The following is a 20,789-nucleotide window of genomic DNA, read 5'->3' on the forward strand; positions in this document are numbered from 1 at the left end:
TCGCGGCCCCCCTACTTCTTCAGAACGCGGGCGAGCCCCGCGATACCGGACGAGATGTTGGATTCGTCGACGACGCGTGGCGGTTCGCCCCGCTCGGTCGAAATGGCATCGAGTGCGGCTGCGGCGCCGTGTCCGAGACCGAGCGTGATGATGCGGATGCCTTCGGCGTGCATCGCTCCGGCTCGACCCTTGGCCCCCGACTCGTCGCCCAGATCGCCGTCGCCGAATACTGCAACCACACGGTCACCCCGCAGCCCAGCGAGAATCTTATGCGAATGCTCGAGTGCAGGAACGATATTTGTGCCACCACCGTTGCGCAGACCACGCTTCAGTACAGCGTCGACCGCGCCAGCGCCCGCGTCGAATCCGTAGGACTCGATCACGGAGGTGTCCCAAGACACCAGCGCGACCTTGTAGCCGTTGGCGGTAGCTTCGGCGAGGAACTTGCGGGCGCCGGCACAGGCCTCGGTCAACCTGTTTCCTGCCATCGAGCCGCTTACGTCGATGCAGAGGACGACCAATCCCGAGGCCAGGTCCTGAATCTTGCTCAGATGGGGTCCCGGCGCATGCTGGGTGAGCCCGTGCGAGTCGAAAGTCTTGCGAACCCAGCTAGCCATGGAGGATCGTGATCCTTCCGACGACATCAGCTTGGCGCGAAGCTTCCGCCGAATCGGCGACGCCCTCGATGTAGGACTCGAGAACCAATTGGCGTCGGCTCTTCGGCTCAGTGGCCGTCACGGTGATCCGGCCGTCTCGGTCGACCCCGATCTCGACGTCGATCGGTGAACCACCCTTGAGCGATGGGAGGCCACTGAGTTCGCCATCCAGCACGCGGCGGTTGTGTTCGACCTCCGGTGACGCAGTCGCACCCGCCTGCTCGTAAACCTCGATCCGGATCTTCTCCTGGTTGTCCAGGCACGTCGAGAATCGCTTGGCTACGGGTCGCACGGGGAGCGGCGTGTTGGCTGTCACGATGTGGTCGACGATCCGTCGAGTACCCGACGGATCAAAACTGTCGAGGATCAGAATGCCCAAGCCCCTTGGGAGCACCGAACTCACCTGCGCGAGCATCAGTCCGCGCTGCGCCTTCTGGCTGAGCGGGCCACCTGCTATCCGCGTCATGCGCCCCGCCAATGCGTGCGCGTGAAGCGCGGCGCCCTTGGCGACCGCGAGATCGGGGTCGGCGAGCACCGTCTCCATCCCGTAGCGCATGGTGAGCTCACGGGCCACGGCGGGCATGCGACTGGACCCGCCCACCAGCAGGGCCTTGGTCGGAGTCGACGCACCTGCAGCACGCGCGGCGGCCAGCGCGCGGTCGACGATGTCGAACGTGCGGTCCAGGAGGTCCCTGGTCGCAACCTCGACTTCGTCGCGAGTGACTTCGACCTTGGCCGACGCGTCCTCGTGGCGGATCACGATGGGTTTCGACGTAACCGCGGTGAGACTCTTCTTGAGCTGCTCGGCGCGCAGCGATAGGTCTTGAAGCCAGGACTCGTCCTCCGGCGGATCGTCGATCCCGTTGAGCGCACAGAACCGGTCGATCAGGTGCGCGAGAATGCGCTCGTCCCAGTCCGCGCCGCCGAGTTCGTGATCCCCGTCGGTGACGAGCACCCTGGGACCGCTAGAGGTCAGCGAGATGACGGTGGTGTCGAACGTCCCGCCCCCGAGGTCGTATACGAGGACCGTGCCCGTGCCGCCCTTGTCGATGCCGTAGGCGACAGCCGCCGCAACCGGTTCAGCGATGAGTTCCAGTACGTCGATGCCTGCGATCTCCGCAGCCTGCGCTGTGGCTTCGCGCTCCGACACCCCGAAGTAAGCGGGCACGGTGATGACGGCTTTCACATCGCCGGTCCCACCCAGCGTGCGTTTGGCGGCGTCGACCAACCCGCGCAGGATCAGCGCTGAGACTCCCTCGGGCCCGACGACGTTGCCGCGAACGCAGATGTCGAAGCGTTCACCCATGCGGCGTTTGATGTGGGTCACGGTGTTCTCGGCGTCGACCGCCGCATATTCCTTCGCCTGCTGGCCGACGATCGCGGAGCCCTGTGCGTCGAAGTACACCGCCGACGGCGTGGTGAGCACACCCTCGGCGTTGGCGATTACCTCGGCCTCCCCGGAAGCATTTACATGAGCGACTGCGGAATACGTTGTTCCCAAATCGATTCCGATTACAGTCACGGCGTGGCACCTCCAGCTGAGGATAGTAGTTTCTTGACGTTGTCTTCGATTTCGACCCGGACCGAACGGTCGAGTTGAGCGTGGTGGACGGCTTGCGCGATCTGGCAGCGCTGCAGCCGCCAGGCGGCGTCCGGACCCAGCAGCACGGTGAGTACATCCAGCTCCCTGGCCACTGCGTGCTCGATGGCCGGCAGAGCCTCCCGCCTGGTGATCGTGCTCAACGAACGCAAACCCGTGCGCGTCCGCCCGGCGAGCCACAGCTGGGCAGGAACACGGACTCCACACATTTCATCGCACATATCGCAGCGGGCCAGATAGCCGCCTGCGTCGAGGCGGACCTCCCTTGCAAGCGTCGCCGCAGCGGGCTCCTTGGACGCCCATGCCGCATACGAGCTGTCCACCGATGCCTCGAAGGCGTTGGGAGATTTAAAGAACCCGAGTGCCCGCTCCGCCGAGAGCACGTGCCGTATCCCCGCCCACGCCAGGCACTCCCGGTTGAGGTCGCGGATGGACGTCTGACGCAACAGCGACTGAAAAACATACTGTCGCAGCTTGGCCCCGTCCCCGTCGCCGAACCGTACGCCCACCAGAAACAGGGCGAGGTACTGCGCTGCAGCGCCCGCCTTCTGCCACGCCAGGAAGTGGCTGGCAGGTACGCCGGCCGGGGTACAGCAGGGCCATGGCACCGGCGGTTGACTCTGCTCCGTGGCGCCCCGCACGCCGAGCGGCGGCGCCAGCCCGATTCGCGCGAGTTGCGGCGCGGGCTCGGTCCTCGTCGAGACGACCACCTGCCCGCGTTGTAGGGACCCGAGTGCGGAGTAGTCGTCCTCGTCCAGGCCGATCGAGCCGCCGAGTTGCTGTTGATCCTCGGGGTGCACGATGCGGTGTACGACCTTCAGATTCGTATTTCGCACCACGTCGGAAGCCACCTTTGCGGGACTCTGGTCGACGATGAGCACTTGCTCTCCGAAGCTTCGCACCTCGGCCAGCATCGACACCAAGAGCCCGGAAGATTCTCTTCTTGCACTTCCATTTTCGTCATTTGGAAGGCCAGGCCCGACCTCAGGGATGACGCGATGGGCCTCCTCGAGCACCAGCAGGTGCTCGATCGGCGCGGGCGACGGCCTGCACTTCGCAGCCGACCAGACCGCCATCGCGAGTAGCAGAACCACGAACGAGCGCTCTTCGTCGTCACCGAGATCGGACAGCGTGACGACCGTGGGCTTGGTCATCAGATCGAGCAGATAAGTGGAATCGGGCCAGACGAACCGGTGGGCGCGGTGCGGTGCGAGCAGCAGATTGAGCCGTGTCATCACGGCAGCGCGGATGTTCGCCGTGTTCTCGGCGGCGTAGCCGAGCTGTTGTACCAGGCCATCCAGTGAATCCCTCAGATCCGAGAGATTCGCCGCGTCGCCGACTCCGCCCCGCGCAGTAAGCAGCGAGTCGAACATCTGCATAACGACGTATGGCGCGGGCGACGGCATGGAGAAGGATCCGCGAAACGCCTGCGACACGCGCGAAACATGAACTTCGGCAGCAGTTCCCGGCCACGGCGCCAGCATGTTCATGCAGAGCGTCGAGCCCCGGACCACGGTGAGACCGCCGCGAAAGCACTTGGCGGACTGGGCGTAGTCATCCTTAACGGGATCGAGGATGAGACACGGGATGCCGTGCCGGTTCCACGCTTCAGCGAGGATGCGGGTGACGGTCGCGGTCTTGCCCGCTCCGGTGGTGCCCGCGATGAAGGCGTGGCCTTCCAAATCGTCGAGTGCGAGCTCGCAGGGGATGTCAGTGCCCCAGAACTGACCGATGGGCAGGACCGCTCCGCGCACCATACGTCGCCCGGAAGGCATCGACTTGTGCACCCGCAGACCGGGAATGGTCGTGGCGGGCGACGCCAGAATCGAGGCGACTTCGGCGGTGGTGAGAACGGACGTCGGCGCGGGATCGGCTGAGGAACCCACACCGCACACGTCGGTGGCGAAGATGCGCGCCGCCGTGACAGGCAGTGCCGCCCGACATGCCGCGATCACCGACTCGAGCGCGGGGGTATCGGGGCTGAGCGCGTGCGTCGTCACCTGCCAGAGCCCGATGCTGCGCCCCAGCGCGAGATGGTCGTGGAGCTGCGAGAGCCACCGTTCGATGCGCGACCACGAGCTCGAACTTGCCGAGGTCGACGAGGTGGTCGACGTCTGACGAGTGGAGGTCTTGCGTTGCGCGGCAAGCTCTTCAACGTGCTCGATCCGCCCCGTCACATCGTCGAGGTCACCCAGATTTGATCCGGTCAGGCGCCACGTCAGACGCCATCGCCCGTCGAGCGCACCGAGCCGCTGAAGCAGTCGTGTACCGCCGGTCCGCGGATGGTGCGCTGCGGAGTTGTCGTTGAGTAACCGGAAGACCAAACCCAGCTCGTGCCAGCCAGTCATTGGGGGCGGCGCGGTGCACGGCTGCGGGTCAACACCGGGGGCGATAATCCGACGGCCGCGTTTGACCACGTCAGCCTCGCTGCCGAGATACACCGCGAGGCCGTCGTCGTCGTGGTCGAGCACCACTTCCACGGTCGTCGACGCGTTGATCACGGCGGTCAAGAGGTTCTCGAAGGGCCCGGACTCGTCGTCGTCCACGGCGGGTAGCGCATCGAGACGAACCCAGCGCGTGCTCGCGAAGCGAGTGGCCGGCGCGCAGCGCCCCTCCGCCCAGGCGCCGTACCTCAGCAGGTAGAGCAACTCGCTGGGGTCGGAGTTCTGCGTTCGAGCCAATGACTCGACGGCGTCCATGCGGAAGAAGGACGCCAATGGCGCCGTCATATCGCGGCCGTGCGGATACTCAACGTCCGAAGTTCCTCAGGTTGATACTGCCGCTGGTCTCGTTGCGGCGATCCCAGATGTCGTAGACCTCGCCCTCCGCGTCGGTCTCGGCGCGGGCTTCGCCGGCTTCGGCGGACTCGGTCGACTCGCCCGGCACATCGGTGTACCCGTGCAGGGCGGCCTCACCGACCTCGGACTCGAGGTGGGGACGGTCGGTGTTGGCCTCGGCGCCGTGATAGACCTCGTCACCCTGCTCACGGGATTCGGCGGACAGTGGGGCGCGTTCGACCGAGTCGAAGCTCGGTGCGGCTTCGGCGCGCGCTTCCCTGGTGCCGTCCATTTCGTTCATGTTCCCTCTGTCCCCTCGATCATCGGATGACTCCACACATGGTCAGCAGTACCAGCAGGATGCAACAGCCGACCGCCAATTTGGCGACCGCGAGCGGAAGCGCGTACCGAACCCCGAACGGGACATGCGGTCGAATCACGGTACCGGTGTCGAGATTCACGACCCGCGTCACGTTGATGAGGTTGCCCGCACGAAACGAGCGTCGGCCGTGAACGCGCACGCGGTCACCCAATGCGACTTCACCACTTCGGTTCTCACCGCGCAGTACGCACTCGACGACGTCCCCCGCCGAGAGGCGCGTGCGAAACGACTGAATCTCCATTTCCGCCTCGGCTCGCTTGCGGTTCCCACCGAGCGCGCCCATCATGTTGAGTCCGGCCAGAATCCTCAGCGGCGCGAAGAACACGCCGAGGGCGATGCCGAAGGCGCGCGGTACCGCACCGGCGAGTCCGCCGCCGAGACTGGCGATCGAGTTGGCGGCGGCCTGACTTCGCGAAGTCACGCGCCGGTCCCCGACGTGCACCACCTCGCCGTCGAACGGCGGACGCAGCCGCGGCGGTGGTGGTGGCGCCCCCGCCGACGGCGCCGGCCGGACCGGCCTTCGCGGATCGCCGGCGGGCGGAACCAACGGCGGAGTCCGGGGCGGACTGGGCGGTATCGGCGCGGCCGGTGTCGACGTGGCCGGTGCCGGGGTACCAGGACGTCGAGGCCTGGTGTCGCCGGCCATCGGACTACCGCTACCGGTCGACGTGGTCGGCGGCTCTTTGAATCCGCACACCAGGCATCGTCGGCCGACCTTCGGCCGTCCGCAGTTCGGGCACAGCGGTGCTAGCCCCACGGCCACTTCCAGGCGTAGTACAGCGAGTAGAAGAGATTCTCCTGTTCGTACCGGAACTGGTTGAACCACATGGCGACGTCACCGCCCAACACTTTCGAGATCAGGAACCAGATGATCACGATGGCAACGGTGGTCAACAGGGCGATGAAGGCGAGTCGGCGCGCGAGTAGGTGACCCGTAGGTAGCTGATTCACGGTCTGCCCCAATCGGCGTTGGTGCCCGTCGCTGCCGCCGGGCTGGTTACGGATTGCTCCGCCTCCGGACGCAGCACGTTCGCCTTCACCTCGCGTAACAGCCAGGCCAAAGGACGGAACGGGCTGACCGGCGACGACGGCTGCGTCGAGTTCAACGAGTCGGCGACGAAGTACTTCACCGACTTGAAGTCGAGCCGGGTGCGATCCATCAACGCGTCGAGGTCGTGGTCGGTCAACCACTGGTGTATAGACGACTCGTCACCCGCTTGAAGGTCACCGGCGACGGGCAGGGTCAGGAGTACGTCGGCCTTCGTCAGAACGACCGCCAGGGTCTTATTCTTCAGATCGGCGTTGGCCGCGCGTAGATACTCGATGGCGCTGTCGTACGAATCGGCGGGGCTGCCACTTCCGACGGGCACGGCTTCACCTCCCACTCGGTTCAGCGAAGCCTTCGCTGCTTGGGTACTGAGCGGGTCGATGACGAAGACCATGGCCTCGGCGGACTCGAGGTAGCGGAGGTTGGCGCTGGTATTCCACTTGTCGAACAGTTCACCGGCCGCGTCGAACAGGTGCAGTTCGACCGGCCGCCCCTCGGCCGGCGTGGCCAACAGCCCGAAGGCCTGGGGAAGCGCGGCGTCGGTCCTCACGGTGTTGGCGCGCTGCGCGATGAGCCGGCTTGCATCCTCGAGCTTGCTCTGCGAGGTAGGGGTGGTGCCTGCGAGTGAACCGCCTTGCTCACTGAGGGTTTGGGCGAGCCCGACGGTGGCGGCGAGCATGAAACGGGTCTTGCCCGAGTTGGTGGTGCCGAACACCGGAACCTGGATCGTGCGGCGGCTGCCCGCTCCGGCGCTGAGGTACGCGTCGCAGTAGGGGCAGCGGGCTCTTAGTTTGGCCAGCGACGCCCTCACCACCGTCGTGGGAAGCGCGGTCCCACAGCCGCATCGCCGGACGACGACGCCGAGACGCCCCGGCCTGATGTCCCGGTGAACGTGGCCGCACTTCGCGTCGGGGCACTCGAAGCTGGGCAACGTCGTCGGTTCGTAGCACTCCGGGCATTTGGCCGAACTGCGCCGCACCGTCCGGTAGGCCGCGTCGAGACCGCGCAACCCGTAAATGGCTGACCACCGAACCAGCATGGCGACCGCGAACAGAATCGACATGGCGATCGCTGTCAATGCAGACGTGATCGCCACACCGACCCAGAAGCACGCGAAAGCGAAGCCCGCGCCGACGAATCCGACGACTCTGATTGCAGCCATTTTGATCCCGGACGTGACGGCGCCGGCAGCGTTGATCCTCACCGTGGCTGCGCGCCAGTAGCCCGCGATGAGACCGATCTGGGTGGCGTAGACCGCCTTGGCGTCCTCGGAAATCTGATACGGCAGGTAGGACGGCCACGCCCAATCCCAGCCGTAGGCCTTCGATGGCCCGGTCGGTTCACGCCGGAACACCTCTTTCGCCACGACTTTGTTCGGGTCCCTGACGAGTGGAAGTGGTGAGCCGCCTCCCCAGAGCACCCAACTCGTCGTCAACAATGAGAAGACGGCCCCCGCCACCACGGCGACGGCGGCCACGACCGGAATCACGTAGACGAGTAGTGACAAGAGCTTGAGTAATGCCACAGCAGCTGTCCACACGGCATAGACCGCAATGGCGATGCCGATAACGATCAGAACGAATACGACAAAAGGCACGCCTAACGTCCTTTCTCACGATTGAACAGTCGTCCAACCTTTTTGACGGTCGATTCGTGCTTGCGTTCGAACTCCGCTTCCATCTCGTCCCATTGGGGCCATGCCTCGCCGAGTTCGACGCCCATCTGCGCGCGGGCCTCGTCCGAGGCAGACTCGTACCACTGCAGCGGAAAGGCCTTCAACGCCTTGCCCGTCGACTTCGGCAGCTTGTGGTCCGCCAGCAGGAACACGTACTTCAGCGCTGCGGCGGGATGAAGCTTCGCGAGGGCATCAAGCTTCGCGATCAGGGTCTCCGTCGCGTCGATGCTGCAGTGCTCCAGGAACGCCGCGGTATCGTCAGTCTTGGCGTTGCCAATTAACGCCTCGATCACCTCGCCCAACCGGATTCGCAGGATTTGCGGGTCAACGCCGGCCAGTCGGCGTCCGATATCGGGTTTGTCGCGGCGGGCGATGACGCTTTGCACATCGCGGGTCAGCTCCACGTTCTGCCGCCCGAGCCGAGCCACGTTCGGAGGCAGCTTGTCCGGAGCAGCTGTGTAGATATCGCGGATGAGGCGTAACACCTGACCGCGGATCCGGCCCGCGTCGATCACGCGACCCACACCCGGTCCAATGGCCACGGCGAAGCGCGGATCCCAGACGTCCATCGGACGCACCGCAAGCCAGAACATCGCCTCGTCGAGATCGGGACTCCGGTTGCGCCACAGGGGTACCCAGCCGCCGGCGCCGGTAGCGCTGGCGATCCGGGTGATCAGGTACTCCCGCTTTCGCGGTTCCGCCTTCAGGAGCGACCGGCTGGCGATCTCCGCGGCCAATGGCCCGCCACTGCGCAGCACCCAGTCGACGTCCAGCAGCCAGTCCCACTGCCCCTGCTCGATAGCCGCGTTCACGGCGGGTGTCGGGCCCGTGGCGACGTCGCGCTGCAGGCTCTGCACCATCAGTTGCAGAATCGTTTCCGGGTGGATCCACGATGGGTGTCGATCCACCAGTTCGGGATGAGTTACCCAGTGATCGGCGAGTCGCCGGGCCGAATCCCGCACGTCCTCGGGGGTGGTCGAGACGCCGGTGCGGAGCGCGAACGCGAACACCGCGGACAGCTCGCCGTCCTCGGCTGCTGCGATGGTCGCCAACAGTGATCTCGCCGCCGTCGAATCCGCTGCGGGCGGCCGTTGCCACGCCCAGTCCAGCGAAGCGTCATCGACCAGCCTGACCGCGAAATCCCTTGCCGTCGAGGCACGTAGAAGCACATTGCTCTGTACCCGATCCGACAGCTCCGAGGTCGCACCACCGTGGCGCACGATGGCACGGCGGATGCTCGCGAACGGTTCTGGCGTGAGATCGCCCTGCTGCTCGGCGAGTTCCAATGCGTCGACGAGCGGCCCCGCGAACTCTTCGTACTCCTCGGCGTCGAAGGACTCGAAGGCCTCCGCCACCGCGTTGACGGTGTCCGCGTTCGTTAACGATTCGGAGAGCATGACCAAGCCGGCCACGGTGCGGTTCGTCGGCTCGCTCGCGGACAACCTCCCCGCCAGTTCGATGGCGTCGATGACCTCGTACGGATCACCGGCCGTGAACTTGCCCGCCCAGTACGCCGCCCGCTCGGTGACGTCGATGCGGCCCGTACGTTTGCCGTCCAGGTCGATGCCGCTGACGAACTGCAGGGTCGTGACGTCAGGCGGCCGGTTCATCGACGGCGGATGGACGGCGACGATGTGGGCGCCCGCCGTTACGGGATCTGGGACGAACACCCGAATGCTGAGCCCGAGAGCCTGCGGGGTGGGCAGCAGCATCGTGCCGAGCGCAATCCACTGCATCACGGTCTCTGGATTTCCGGACGAGATGACGACCTTGACCCAGGCTTCGGCTGTGGCGTGTTCGAACGCCGAAAGAACTTTGGCCAGAAACCCTTCCGCATCGGCACCTTGAGTCGCTATCTCGTGGAGCGCCTCGAGATCGAATTCCTCGCGGTAGATCAACGGCGCCTCGATCGTGGGCAACTGCTTGGACGGCTGCTTCTCAGCCGTCCAGAAGTCGGCGCCGAAGAGCTGTGCGGGTCGGGTCGTAGATAAATCCTCAAGGTCACTGGTGAACACCCCGTGCGTGATCTGGTTGCCCTGGCGGGCATCTCCCGACACCCGGCCCAGATACACCCCCGCCCCGACCGCGTAGCCGTCGTCGGTCTTGGCGTACGCGAAAGACGGCGGGTACTCGGTCACCGGCGCTTCGCGCGCCATCAGATCCGGGGAGGGCCGGTACATCAAGTCCTGCAGCATCACGGTCTCATCGGCCGGCTGCACATCGGAGGACGCGGCCTGAAACTGGTAACCCGTTCCACCGCTCAGGGATTCATCGGCGCGGCAATCCGTGTAGAGCAAGCTTCGAAAGGCCATCTCAGTCCTGCTTCTCGATGATCTTGTCGTTCGCCATCAGCCACAGCAGCGGTTCGGCGACCCGGTGCGGGCGCAGCCCCTGGCTATCAGCACGAGCGGTCTGATAGTCGGGCGGGGCGCCAAGCGCGGACATCGCGAAGAACCGGTACTTCGAGAAGTTCGTCCGCAACAGACTCAGCACGTCATCGCCGCCCCACGAATCGACGAGTGCCTCGACGTGATTGTGGAGATCAGCCGACTCGGCCTCGTCGAAGAGCGGAAGCTTGGAAGGCGCCTTTCGGATCGCGTGGTCGGGAGGCACGTCGTTGAAGAACGCGTCGATCTTCGAGACCACCACTGCCAGTGGCCGATCGATCTTCCTGCCCACCTTCACCGAGTCCGCGCTGCGGAGCAGTTCGGTGATGCGCGACATCACATCGATTGCCGGTCGATCTAGCGCGTCACCGTCGATGCCCAGACTGAGGCCGCGTCGCGTATTCTCCGGGAACTGGAAGGGGTCGAGCAGGACGATCAGCCCATCTGCCGCGGCGAGATAGGCCAGGCTGCTGGTGGTGTTCTGAGTGTTCAGATCTTCGCCCGCAGTGTCGTAGAACGACAGAATCGTGGACGACACGCTTGAGCGGCCGAGGAAACCGTCCTTCTCCACCTGCCACTCCAGCACGATGGGGTACTGACGTACGTCGCCCGCCTGAGCGGTCGAGGGCGGCAGCACGCCTCCGCTGTTGATGGTCTCTCGGATCTGCTCCACGGCGGCGTTCATGGGTGACTCGCCAAGGGACCGAACCGACGCTCCGAAGCGGCGGCGGACCGATGATTTTAGTTCGTGGATCAACACCGTCAGGTAAACGGTCTTCCCCGAACCCTTGACCCCGACCATGCCGAACATCGGACTCTTCGCGTGACCGAACGTACTGGGCATCACCGAATGGCACACCGAGCAGACGCGAATCTTTGTCGGTCCGCCGCATTGCGGGCAGTCCGCCTCCTGTCGCTCCGCGTAGACCTTGGCCTTGCTCGGGAAGCTCGGCGGAACGGCGGGCCCCTGGCCGAGGTGCAGTCTGGTTCGCTCGTCGACGATGGGCTTGCACGGCGTCCTGCCGGGGGCCTGGCGACCGGAGCACCGAAACTCCAGCGAGGTGAGCTTGACCTTGTGATAGCAGTACGGGCAGGTGGCCTCAGCGAGAAACTTCAACGGGTCATCGTCCTTTGAGGTCGTCGGTCGGTGGGTCGATCAGGCGGACGCCGTCGGCGCTTTCCAGGAAGCAGCGAACCCAGTAGTGCTTGGGCATCTTTGGGAGCGCCACCGTGATGGTGACCGGCTCACCGCCGTCCAGCGTCAGGGTCTCTCGCCGAAGCTCCTCGATTTGTCTCAGGAGACTCGGCATCACCCTGTCCGCGCGGTAGCCGATAATTAGGTCCGCGGCGATGACGTCGACATCGGAGACGATCTGCACGTCGAAACCGCTGGCGCTGCTGAACATTCGGGTCTGCCAGGTGACGCCGTACGTGATAGTGGCCGACGACGCCTCCACCGACAGCGTCCTGACCGGCGACTGCCAGCTGCTCCCCGCGTGGTCGATGAAGCTGGCCAGCCGGATGTCGGACCGTCCTGAACCGACCCGGATGCGCATGCCACCGTCCTTGTCGTAGGTGGGCTTGCTGATGACCTGCTCGCCGGATGTGCTGGGACCCGACCACACCGCACGAACCGAGTAATCAGCGTCCGGCCAGTCCCAGCTCAGTACGGCTTCGTCGCCGAAGCGCTGGACCTTCGGATTGCCGACGGGCTCGCAGATACCCAGCTGATCGACCTGTCCGACGACTCGCTCGGCGTCGTCGACGGTGATGGCGAGATAGTGCATGAGGCCGGACGGGACATCCGCGACCAATGTCGATACCGATGCTTTGGACCCACCCTGGCCGTGAAGCTGCCTCCCCTTGTCGCTCAAAGCCTTCGGAGTCACACGACTCCCATAGGCCAGGGGCGGTTCCTGCGGGAAACACCACAACTGCACCTCGTGGTGCGGCTGCCGACTCCACTGCGCCTCGATGCGGCACGCGCCGTCGGCAGTGGTGACCGGCTTCACCGTCAACGTCGGCACTGGCCGTGCCTCGGCCCGCGGAACGGCGTCCTTCACCACCGGTTGCGAGGCTGCGGCGGCACCGGTGCGGGACCGGTAGTGCGCGGTCACCTCGAACTGGTAGCGCTGGCCTTGCACGAGGTGGTCACTGACGAAGCTTGCACTGCTGGACAACGGAATTCGCGTGCGTGTTCCGTCGGGCGCCACCTGGACAACGGTGGCCTCGATGGCCTGCGGCGGGTTCGACCAGTGGCCGCCGACGCCGGTCGGAGTGGCCGTGAGCGTCAGTCCGCTGATGGTGGGCACGACCGTGATCGAACCCGCCCCTGGAAGCGAGAAGCCCTTGCCGCGGAAGGCGAAGACGGCGTAGTGCGTCGTGTCGACGAACTCGGGCTGATCATCGTTGATCGTCGTCGCTGCGACCTCACCGATGACCGTCCCGTCGCCGACGTGGACCGGTGGCGAACCCACCTTGCGCACAACGCGGAAGCGGGTCTCGTCGTCGGAACCCAGTCCCGCCTGCCATGCCACGCGAACGGTGGTATCGCCCGATGTCGTCACCGCAGACGCGACGCTGACGTTGATCGGGGGATCGGGCGGCAGGCTCGCCAGATCCCTGGCGATATCCTCGCTGTCGCGGTCCAGGCGGAGGGCGGCGTCCAACGCGGCACGGGCGGCGGCGATGTCATTCGCGCGAATCGCCGATGCAGCGCTGTCGCGCAGCTGTTGAACTCTGGCCCGCTGAGCTTCGAACGCGGCACGCACGGCTTCCGTTTCCGCTTTGCCCTGGTCGTCCTTGACGATCGCCTCGAGCTTGAGGAGAGCCGCCTCGGCCGCGTCGAGTGCACCTTCGGCGAGGTTGGCGTGCACCAGTTCCGGAGTGATCGCCACGCCCCTGGTTTCCGTGCCGGTTTTGACGGACAACACGATCCGGGCCGCCTCGACCGGGTCGAGGCCCGTGTCCATGAGAGCCAAGTACGCAATCTGCAGGATGCCGCCCTCAGATTTCCGCCTGGCGATGTCCGCGAGATGGAATACCGCCAGCGCGTCCAGGTCAGCGCCCCGTGCGGCCGCCTCCTTGAGCATGCTGAGCGCCCTTGTCCGCGCAGTCGCCTCCCTGCTGGCGCTTTTGGTGCTCGCCACGAGCGCCGCGCCGGTGGACGAGGCGTCCAGCCTGAGTCCCCCTGCCACGCTCAACCCGAACGGAGTCCCGTCCGCGCCGGAGCCTAGGATGTTAAAAGACGTCGGGGGGTTAACGAAGAACACGGCGTGCACGATGGTGCCGTCGGTCGCGTCGTCGAGCGCACCAACTAGCGAGTCATACGTGGCGATTCCAGAGTCAGCGGGTAGCGCGACTGGCGCTACCACAGTCAAACCGGCTTCCTTCGCCGCGGCTTCGAGGTCGCTTTCAGCTAGGACCGAGAAGCTCGCATCGTTACCCGCGATGACCGCGATGCGCTCAGGGGTAATGTACTTCAACCCTGCGTAGGGCGAGTGCTCGAGCACGCTGGCCAGCTTGGAGATAGTGCCCAGCTTGGCCGTCTGCTTCTCGGCCATCGACTTCGACCACCACTTCTCGGTGATGAAGTCGGTCTTGTTGGTGGTGACGTCGACGTTGTTTTTGTGCAGCAACTCGTGCAGTTGGCGCACGAAGTCTGCGGCAGCCCTGATCTTCGGGTTTCTGGTCTTCTGATATTCGTTGTTCCATTGCAGTTCAACGTCTTTGATTCGCGCCGCGATATCGGCGTCGGACATACCCGGCGTGACCTGGTAGACGAAAGTGAGGTCCAGGGCCGACGGACGACGTGTCCCCGGTACCTTCATCTCCGACAACGCCTCGCGCAGCGCTCTGTCGTACTTGCGCGCCATCGGCATGATGACGTCGTCCTTATAGACCTTCGGGTCGAGCGCGACCACTTACCTCACCACCCTTAACCTGGCGTGACGATCCCGCGTCATCCCACTGTGATTCGGCTGATCACCTGCTTGGCTCTGTCGACATCCTCCTGCTGCATTACGCCAAGCGAGATGGCGAACTTCAACTCCTTGCCCGAGGTGACATCCTTGGCGGCCAGGTCGGCTTCACCCTGCCGGTTGATCGCGAGCTGGATCTCGATCGGCGAATTCTTCGGAAGCGAGAGGCCCGTGATTACGGCGCCGCCCTCATGAGCAAGTCGACGGTTGTCCTCGATCGCCTCAGACTCAGTATCACCGGCCTGCTCGTAAACCTCGATGGCGACCTGCGTCTGACCGTCCGCCACGGTGTAGAAGGTGTTCGCTCCGCTAAAGGGCAGGGATTCGTTCTTAGTGATTAAGAACGAAACCGTCTGCTTGTTTGTGTGCGCACACGGCTCGTTGTCCTCGTGGCCGCACCACACGGCGATGCCGATCGCCCTGGGAATGACGGTCTTGATCTCGCGAGCCGGTCCCGCCGCCTGGTTGACGGTGTCACCGAGCCCGACTCCTTGTGGCACGGCAACTTCGAAGCCCTCAACGGGCTCGGTTTGCTTCACCGGTGTGGCGCCATAGATTGCGGCGCCCTTGGCGACCGACTGGTTGGGATCGCTGAGCTTGGGCTCCCACCCGAACCTGGCCTTGAGCGTCTCGGCCACCGCGGGCATGAACGACGACCCGCCCACCAACAACACCTCGTCGACCGTGATGCCGGGGTCCTTAACCTTGGCGGCCTCCAGGGTGCGCTCGACGATGTCGATGGTCTGGCCCAGCAGATCGGCGGTCAGTGCCTCGAACTGTTCGCGCGTCACAGTGATCTTCGCCGAACTCGACCCGTACTTCAGCGGGACCTGCCGGGACTCGAGCTTGGACAGGTTCTTTTTGAGCTCTTCGGCCTTGATCGCCATGTCCTGCAGAAAGTTCTCGTCCTCGAGATCCTCGTCGGGCAGCCCGGTTTGGGCCTGAAACTCCGAGATCAGGTACATCATCAACTTGGCGTCCCAGTCCGCACCACCGAGCTCGCGATTGCCGTCGATGACTACCACCTCGAGCAACTCGGGGCTGATCTTGAGGATCGTCGTATCGAACGTGCCACCACCAAGGTCGTAGACGAAGATCGTCTTCGTCGCATCGGTCTGCTTCATGCCGTAGGCCAGCGCCGCAGCCACCGGCTCGGCGATGATGTCGACCACCTCCAAGCCGGCGATCTCGCCGGCCTTGCGGGTCGAGTCCTTTTCGTTGGCACCGAAGTAGGCGGGCACCGTAATGACCACGCGATTGGTGTCCACGCCCGACTGCGCGACCGCATCCTGCATCAGCTGCTTGAGGACCAACGCCGAGATCGACTCCGGCGTGTACTCGGTCCCGTGATAGGTGACCTTGAAGTCCTCACCCATGCGCCGCTTGATCAGCGTCACCACGTTCTCGGCATCGATGACCGCCGAGTTCTTGGCGGTCTGCCCGACCGCGACGTTGTCCGGGGTCTCGAAGTACACGGCGGAGGGGGTCGTCGGCTGATCCTCGGCATTGGGAATCACCACCGGCATACCGAACTCGTCGATACGGGCCACCGCGGAATACGTGGTACCCAGATCGATTCCGAAGATCTCCGTGTTGGTCACTGCGCTCCTGCTTGATCTGTCGAAGGGGTGGAACTGCCTGGAGGGGCGGCATCGCCGGATACCGATTCCCCTGTGAAGCGGTAGACCGACACGCGACTGGGCACCATCGGCTTGGCCTCACCCGGTTCGATGAAGCCCTGCCGGAGTACGGCGACGATCTTGCGATCGGACGCGGGATCGGTGGTGTCGATCTTCTTGACCGCCTGGTGCAGTCGCGGCTCGAAAGTCTCGCCCGGCGCGGTTTCCAGCGGCGACAACCCGAGGTTGTCAAGGATTTGCTCGACGGCCAGTGAAAAATTCGAGAGCAGGCCGGTGAACTGTTCGACCGTGGCGTCTGGGCCGAGCGCGGACGTCGTGTCTTCGATATCCGAGTACAGCGTCACCAGCTGCGTTGACACCGGTTTAAGCCATTTCTTGGCCTCGCCTTGCTGAAGCAGCTCGATGCGACCATGCATCTTGCCAATCAGCGCTTCCTGGGCTGCCGCGCGGTCGTGGAAGGCACCGAGTTCCGCCGTGACAAGTTCGAGCGCGGCGTCCAGTCGTGTACTCACTTCCCGAATGGCGGCAAGCTCGGCCGATACCAGGCCGCCTGCGTCGGACGGCGGTTGGACCTGATGCTCATCAGCGGTCTCATCGTCGCCATGGTCATCGAACTCGGCCGCATGGTCGGGCAGCGTCTGCCTCGGCCCGGAGTTGAACGGTGAATCCATCGAGTCAAGCGGTGCGGCCGGCGAGCTCGCCCCGCGATTGCTTGCCGGCAAATTTGACCCGGAGCGCTCCGCATATTCATTGCCAGCTAAATCATGGTCATCTGTCAAATTTGCATGAAAGTGCGACGACTCGGTCATTGCGTGACCCCCACCTAGATTTCCCACCCGCACCGACGGCGGTCCGGCCATCGATGCGGCAAATATAACTGCTCCATCCGTAACTGTCTGTCGATCACCTGACCTACAGGCATTGTCGTGAGTGGCGCACGCATCGAAGCGTGGAGAAGCAGCAACTAACTACCGGCAGACGGGCTCGGTGAGCACCCAACAAAACACGCCTTCGCGAACGCCGCGGCCTTACCGCAGGTCAGCGCCCACCCCGGAGCGGAGCTCCATTCCGGAGGCCAGCCGCAGCACCATGTCGGTGAACACGGTGTCGGTGTCGATGCCGCGCATGACGCCCGTCATCTCGAGCAGTACGAACCCGTGCATCGCCGACCAGAACTCCAGTGCGGCGTAGAACGCGTCCTCGCCTTCGAGGCCGTAGGACGCCAGCACCTCGATCACCGGGGCGGCGGCCGCCCTGGTCGCCTCGGTGAACTCCGGGTCGTCGCCGCCGAGCGGCATCCGGGTGAACGCCGAGTACCGGCCGGGATGGTGATGGGCGTAGCTGCGGTAGGAACTCGCCATCGCCATCACGGCGTCGTCGCGCGTGCGGCCCTGACCGACGGTGTTGAGCATGTCGATGATGTCGCCGACGACCCGCATCCGGACCGTGCGTCGCAGGTCGTCGAGGCTGTGCACATGGTTGTACAGCGACGGGCCCTTGGTGCCGAGCTGGGTGGCGAGCGCGTTGATGGTCAGCGAGTCCCAGCCGTCACGGTCGAGGAACGTCAGCGCCGCGTTGACGATCGCGTCGCGGCTCAGCCGCGCGGTGCGGGCCGGCGGGCGCGATCGGCCGCCCGCCGATTGCGGTTCCGGCCGACCTGCCATCTGTGGAATTCCCTCCGGCTCGCGTGCGGCCCCGCAAAAGGGGGCAGCGCGAAACTAACACCTCTAGTTTCGACTGGTCAGTTGACCCGCTGCTGGCTGAGCTCGGCGAGGCGCTCGGTGATCTCGCACAGATCGGGCAGCGTGGCCGGGTTCATGGTCTGGATCGACCAGGTGATGACGTCCCTGCCCTTGGCGACGTAGATGCTGCAGGCGTTGTCGTCGGCGGCCCGGAAGCCCTTGTTGCCGTCGAGCGTCAGTTCGGTCAGGGTTCGGCCGGCGCGCTGTTCGAGGGTGCGCTCGATGTCCATGTCGCTGCCCCGGTACCACCAGGTGGAGATGCCCATGCCGGCGCCGAACGTGCCGATCAGCGAGTTCTCCTGCCAGAAACAGCCGGCATCGCCCTCGACGACCTTGGTGAACAACGACGCCCCGGTGGCCTCGGTCACGTCGGCGTCGGTGACGCCGTTGCACGCACCGCCGCGAAAGCCGCCGTCGACCGACGTCGGGGGCGCGGCGGGCGGCTCGGACTGCTCCTCCGCCCCGCACCCGGTCAGCACGGCTGCGCCGAGCACGGCGATGACCGCCGGTACCGCCCACAGCTCGGAGATCGGTTTCATGGCCGTCTCACATGTCCGACGACAGCGTGGCCGTCAGGAGTTTCTGTGCATCCCCGCAGGGGTCGCCGCCGGTCTGGTCGCGCAACTGCACCCACCAGCTCAGGACACCGGTGCCCGCGGCCGCGGTCGCGGAGCACGCCGCACCGGTGATGTCACGGCGCGCCAGGAACGCCTGGTGCCGTTCCACCAGCACGTCGGTGATCTCCGCGTCGCGCTGCTCGGCCACCTGACGCTCGCGGTCCAGCGTGCCGGTCTCGAACCACGAGTAGGTGACGTCCACCATCGCCGAGCCGCGGGACAGCACGTACTGGCACACCGCGCCGCTGTAGGGCCGCGACACGTTCTCGGCGCCGAGGGTCTCCTGGATGGACGTGTCCAGCAGCAGTCCGCACCGGTCCTCGACGTAGCCGTAGCTGCGGTCGGGGTCGGGGACGCCGGGCTGGGCCCGCTCGGCGGAGCCCGAGACGGTCTGGGCGCACCCGGCGGCAACCGTCATCGCGGTGACCGCCGCAGCCGTCGCCGCCACAACAGGATTGACACGCCGTCGCATCGCACCAACACGCTACCCAGCGCGGACGCCGCACGCGACTCGTGCCGCGGCCGCCCGGTCGCACCGAAGCGGCGAAGCACTGCCGCGAACCACGGGGTGCGACGTACGCTTCCCCAATCGGGGGTTCGGACAGCGGTGGTGTCGAGCGAAGGGGACGGGCGTGGGAGCAGTCGCGGTGGGCCGGGTACTGGCGTCATGCCTGGTCGCGATCCCGCTCACGGTGGCGGCCGGTGGCGGCGTCGCACAGGCCAAGAACGGCGACACCCATATCAACGGGATAGGCGTCGAGCGGACACTGGACTGCAACGACTCGACGCTGCACGTGATGGGCAGCGGCCACAAGATCACCGCGCTGGGCACCTGCTGGGCGGTGACCGTGCAGGGTTCGGGCAACATCGTGGTCGCCGACAACGTCGTCAACGACATCACCGTCTACGGCTGGGACCAGACGGTGTTCTTCAAGAACGGGGAGCCGGTGCTCTGGGACCGCGGGCGCGAACTGGGGATGACCAACCGCCTCAGCCGCGTGCCTGCCTGACACTCTCCCTCACCTTCGACGGATCAAGCGAGGACTCATGCGCGCGTATTTCACCGGGCCGACGCTGGCCACCGTCGCCGTGGCGGCGGCACTCGGATTGGCCGGCTGTGGTTCGGAGAGCTCGGACACCACCACCCCGACGGCGACGGCGGGCAGTTCGGGCGCACAGGTCGAGATCGGCAACACCATCAACTACGGCTCGATCGGCACCACGGCCGACGTCGACTGCGCGGACGGGAAGTCACTCAACGTCGGCGGATCGAACAACACCCTGACGGTGGTAGGCACCTGCTCGAACGTGAACATCGGCGGCACCGACAACACGATCAACTTCGACCGGGTCGACAAGGAGCTCAGTGTCGTCGGGCTGAACAACACGATCACCTATAAGGACGGCGATCCGAAGATCAACGACACCGGATCGAACAACAAGATCGACAAGGGCTGACCCCGGGCCGGTCTCCTCGCGGCAGCTCAGGCGCCCGCGCCGTGGCGCCCGGCGCCCGCGGCGAACCGGCTGGCGCCCTCCAGCGCCTCGTGTTTCACCCGGGAGATGCTGGCGAATTCGAAATCGATTGCAGCGGGCTCGGATACGCCCCACTGGTGCAGCGCCGAGAGCCGGTCCGACCGCATGCACTGCTGTGGCAGCGCCGCGAGTTCGGCCGCGAGTTCCTCGGCCCTCCTGCGCCCCTCGCCGGTCGGCACCACCCGGTTGGCGAGTCCGATCGCGTACGCCTCGTCGGCATCGACGGCACGCCCCGTGAGGATGAGGTCCATCGCCCGGCTGTGGCCGATCAGCCGGGGCAGCCGGACGGTGCCGCCGTCGATCAGCGGCACTCCCCAGCGCCGGCAGAAAACGCCCATCACGGCATCTTGTTCGACCACCCGCAGGTCGCACCACAACGCGAGTTCGAGCCCGCCCGCGACGGCGTGACCGCTGACCGCCGCGATCACCGGCTTGCTCAGCTCCATCCGGGTCGGCCCCATCGGCCCCGGTCCGGTGCGGTGCACGGGATTGGCGTCCGGAGTGCCGAACGCCTTGAGATCGGCGCCCGCGCAGAATGTTCCGTTGTCGCCGCAGAGCACCGCGACCGAGGCGGAGTCGTCGCGATCGAATTCGTCGAAGGCCGCGAACAGCGCCTCGGCGGTGGGCCGGTTGACCGCGTTGCGCGCCTTCGGCCGGTCGATGATCACGGTGGTGACCGGGCCGTTGCGTTCGACCCGTACCGGTGCTGTCATGGTTCCTCCGTCAGTTCGGCGTTGCTTCGGTCCTTG

At 65.5% G+C, this 20,789-nt stretch carries 18 protein-coding genes; 2 read left to right on the forward strand and 16 right to left on the reverse strand.

Annotation, left to right across the window (positions count from 1 at the left end; all coding sequences use genetic code 11):
- Positions 1 to 11 precede the first annotated feature (11 nt).
- From ACPCHZ_RS13745 to ACPCHZ_RS13815, 15 genes are all read right to left on the reverse strand, one after another.
- Entirely contained in the window at positions 12 to 617 is a 606-nt protein-coding gene (locus tag ACPCHZ_RS13745; protein ID WP_423485219.1) for a vWA domain-containing protein, read from the reverse strand.
- Positions 610 to 2,178: an Hsp70 family protein gene (locus tag ACPCHZ_RS13750; protein WP_423485220.1), complete on the reverse strand. Its 1,569-nt coding sequence runs from the start codon at positions 2,176 to 2,178 to the stop codon at positions 610 to 612. The genes ACPCHZ_RS13745 and ACPCHZ_RS13750 overlap by 8 nt, the downstream gene beginning before the upstream one ends.
- On the reverse strand, positions 2,175 to 4,955 hold the full coding sequence (locus ACPCHZ_RS13755) for an ATP-binding protein (protein ID WP_423485221.1): 2,781 nt from the start codon (positions 4,953 to 4,955) through the stop codon (positions 2,175 to 2,177). Before ACPCHZ_RS13755 ends, ACPCHZ_RS13750 begins: the two co-directional genes overlap by 4 nt.
- Positions 4,956 to 5,004: 49 nt before the next feature.
- Positions 5,005 to 5,334, reverse strand: a complete 330-nt coding sequence (locus ACPCHZ_RS13760; RefSeq protein ID WP_423485222.1) for a hypothetical protein — start codon at positions 5,332 to 5,334, stop codon at positions 5,005 to 5,007.
- Between the two features lie 19 nt (positions 5,335 to 5,353).
- Positions 5,354 to 5,857: a hypothetical protein gene (locus tag ACPCHZ_RS13765; RefSeq protein ID WP_423485223.1), complete on the reverse strand. Its 504-nt coding sequence runs from the start codon at positions 5,855 to 5,857 to the stop codon at positions 5,354 to 5,356.
- 305 nt (positions 5,858 to 6,162) lie between these two features.
- The gene (locus ACPCHZ_RS13770) at positions 6,163 to 6,309 is read right to left on the reverse strand and encodes a hypothetical protein (RefSeq protein ID WP_423485224.1); all 147 of its coding nucleotides are present in this window, start codon (positions 6,307 to 6,309) and stop codon (positions 6,163 to 6,165) included.
- Between the two features lie 53 nt (positions 6,310 to 6,362).
- The gene (locus ACPCHZ_RS13775) at positions 6,363 to 8,060 is read right to left on the reverse strand and encodes a TRAFAC clade GTPase domain-containing protein (RefSeq protein ID WP_423485225.1); all 1,698 of its coding nucleotides are present in this window, start codon (positions 8,058 to 8,060) and stop codon (positions 6,363 to 6,365) included.
- Between the two features lie 2 nt (positions 8,061 to 8,062).
- A complete protein-coding gene (locus ACPCHZ_RS13780) occupies positions 8,063 to 10,450 on the reverse strand; it encodes a hypothetical protein (RefSeq protein ID WP_423485226.1) in 2,388 nt (795 codons plus the stop codon).
- Position 10,451: 1 nt separating this feature from the next.
- Entirely contained in the window at positions 10,452 to 11,369 is a 918-nt protein-coding gene (locus ACPCHZ_RS13785; protein ID WP_423485227.1) for a TRAFAC clade GTPase domain-containing protein, read from the reverse strand.
- Between the two features lie 277 nt (positions 11,370 to 11,646).
- Positions 11,647 to 14,448: a hypothetical protein gene (locus tag ACPCHZ_RS13790; RefSeq protein WP_423485228.1), complete on the reverse strand. Its 2,802-nt coding sequence runs from the start codon at positions 14,446 to 14,448 to the stop codon at positions 11,647 to 11,649.
- Between the two features lie 38 nt (positions 14,449 to 14,486).
- Complete coding sequence (locus tag ACPCHZ_RS13795; RefSeq protein ID WP_423485229.1) at positions 14,487 to 16,106, reverse strand: Hsp70 family protein; 1,620 nt, start codon at positions 16,104 to 16,106, stop codon at positions 14,487 to 14,489.
- Positions 16,103 to 16,954, reverse strand: coding sequence for a nucleotide exchange factor GrpE (gene grpE, locus ACPCHZ_RS13800; RefSeq protein WP_423485230.1), 852 nt, complete (start codon positions 16,952 to 16,954; stop codon positions 16,103 to 16,105). Before grpE ends, ACPCHZ_RS13795 begins: the two co-directional genes overlap by 4 nt.
- 219 nt (positions 16,955 to 17,173) lie before the next feature.
- Positions 17,174 to 17,809 carry a TetR/AcrR family transcriptional regulator gene (locus ACPCHZ_RS13805; protein ID WP_364972819.1) on the reverse strand — a complete coding sequence of 212 codons (636 nt, stop codon included), beginning with the start codon at positions 17,807 to 17,809 and terminating at the stop codon, positions 17,174 to 17,176.
- A gap of 77 nt (positions 17,810 to 17,886) precedes the next feature.
- Positions 17,887 to 18,426, reverse strand: coding sequence for a DUF3558 domain-containing protein (locus ACPCHZ_RS13810; protein ID WP_423485231.1), 540 nt, complete (start codon positions 18,424 to 18,426; stop codon positions 17,887 to 17,889).
- Positions 18,427 to 18,433: 7 nt separating this feature from the next.
- Positions 18,434 to 18,976, reverse strand: a complete 543-nt coding sequence (locus ACPCHZ_RS13815; protein WP_423485232.1) for a DUF3558 domain-containing protein — start codon at positions 18,974 to 18,976, stop codon at positions 18,434 to 18,436.
- 187 nt (positions 18,977 to 19,163) lie between these two features.
- On the opposite strand from ACPCHZ_RS13815, the gene ACPCHZ_RS13820 reads away from it, so the two are divergent.
- Positions 19,164 to 19,514 (forward strand): DUF3060 domain-containing protein, encoded by a 351-nt coding sequence (locus ACPCHZ_RS13820; RefSeq protein WP_423485384.1) that lies wholly within the window; start codon positions 19,164 to 19,166, stop codon positions 19,512 to 19,514.
- Between the two features lie 37 nt (positions 19,515 to 19,551).
- Positions 19,552 to 19,962 (forward strand): DUF3060 domain-containing protein, encoded by a 411-nt coding sequence (locus tag ACPCHZ_RS13825; RefSeq protein WP_423485233.1) that lies wholly within the window; start codon positions 19,552 to 19,554, stop codon positions 19,960 to 19,962.
- Positions 19,963 to 19,988: 26 nt separating this feature from the next.
- Here the strand turns inward: ACPCHZ_RS13825 and ACPCHZ_RS13830 are convergent, their stop codons facing one another.
- A complete protein-coding gene (locus ACPCHZ_RS13830; RefSeq protein WP_423485385.1) occupies positions 19,989 to 20,753 on the reverse strand; it encodes a crotonase/enoyl-CoA hydratase family protein in 765 nt (254 codons plus the stop codon).
- Between the last annotated feature and the right edge of the window lie 36 nt (positions 20,754 to 20,789).

The sequence above is a fragment of the Mycobacterium sp. NPDC050041 genome, assembly GCF_049541695.1.
In the GTDB taxonomy this organism is placed as follows: Bacteria; Actinomycetota; Actinomycetes; order Mycobacteriales; family Mycobacteriaceae; genus Mycobacterium.

What these genes read in the sequence shown, in the direction of transcription:
- ACPCHZ_RS13745 (WP_423485219.1), bottom strand. Translation starts at nt 617, where the DNA reads ATGGCTAGCTGGGTTCGCAAGACTTTCGACTCGCACGGGCTCACCCAG.
- ACPCHZ_RS13755 (WP_423485221.1), bottom strand. Translation starts at nt 4,955, where the DNA reads ATGGACGCCGTCGAGTCATTGGCTCGAACGCAGAACTCCGACCCCAGC.
- ACPCHZ_RS13760 (WP_423485222.1), bottom strand. Translation starts at nt 5,334, where the DNA reads ATGAACGAAATGGACGGCACCAGGGAAGCGCGCGCCGAAGCCGCACCG.
- ACPCHZ_RS13780 (WP_423485226.1), bottom strand. Translation starts at nt 10,450, where the DNA reads ATGGCCTTTCGAAGCTTGCTCTACACGGATTGCCGCGCCGATGAATCC.
- ACPCHZ_RS13785 (WP_423485227.1), bottom strand. Translation starts at nt 11,369, where the DNA reads ATGCCCAGTACGTTCGGTCACGCGAAGAGTCCGATGTTCGGCATGGTC.
- grpE (WP_423485230.1), bottom strand. Translation starts at nt 16,954, where the DNA reads ATGACCGAGTCGTCGCACTTTCATGCAAATTTGACAGATGACCATGAT.
- ACPCHZ_RS13805 (WP_364972819.1), bottom strand. Translation starts at nt 17,809, where the DNA reads ATGGCAGGTCGGCCGGAACCGCAATCGGCGGGCGGCCGATCGCGCCCG.
- ACPCHZ_RS13810 (WP_423485231.1), bottom strand. Translation starts at nt 18,426, where the DNA reads ATGAAACCGATCTCCGAGCTGTGGGCGGTACCGGCGGTCATCGCCGTG.
- ACPCHZ_RS13815 (WP_423485232.1), bottom strand. Translation starts at nt 18,976, where the DNA reads ATGCGACGGCGTGTCAATCCTGTTGTGGCGGCGACGGCTGCGGCGGTC.
- ACPCHZ_RS13825 (WP_423485233.1), top strand. Translation starts at nt 19,552, where the DNA reads ATGCGCGCGTATTTCACCGGGCCGACGCTGGCCACCGTCGCCGTGGCG.
- ACPCHZ_RS13830 (WP_423485385.1), bottom strand. Translation starts at nt 20,753, where the DNA reads ATGACAGCACCGGTACGGGTCGAACGCAACGGCCCGGTCACCACCGTG.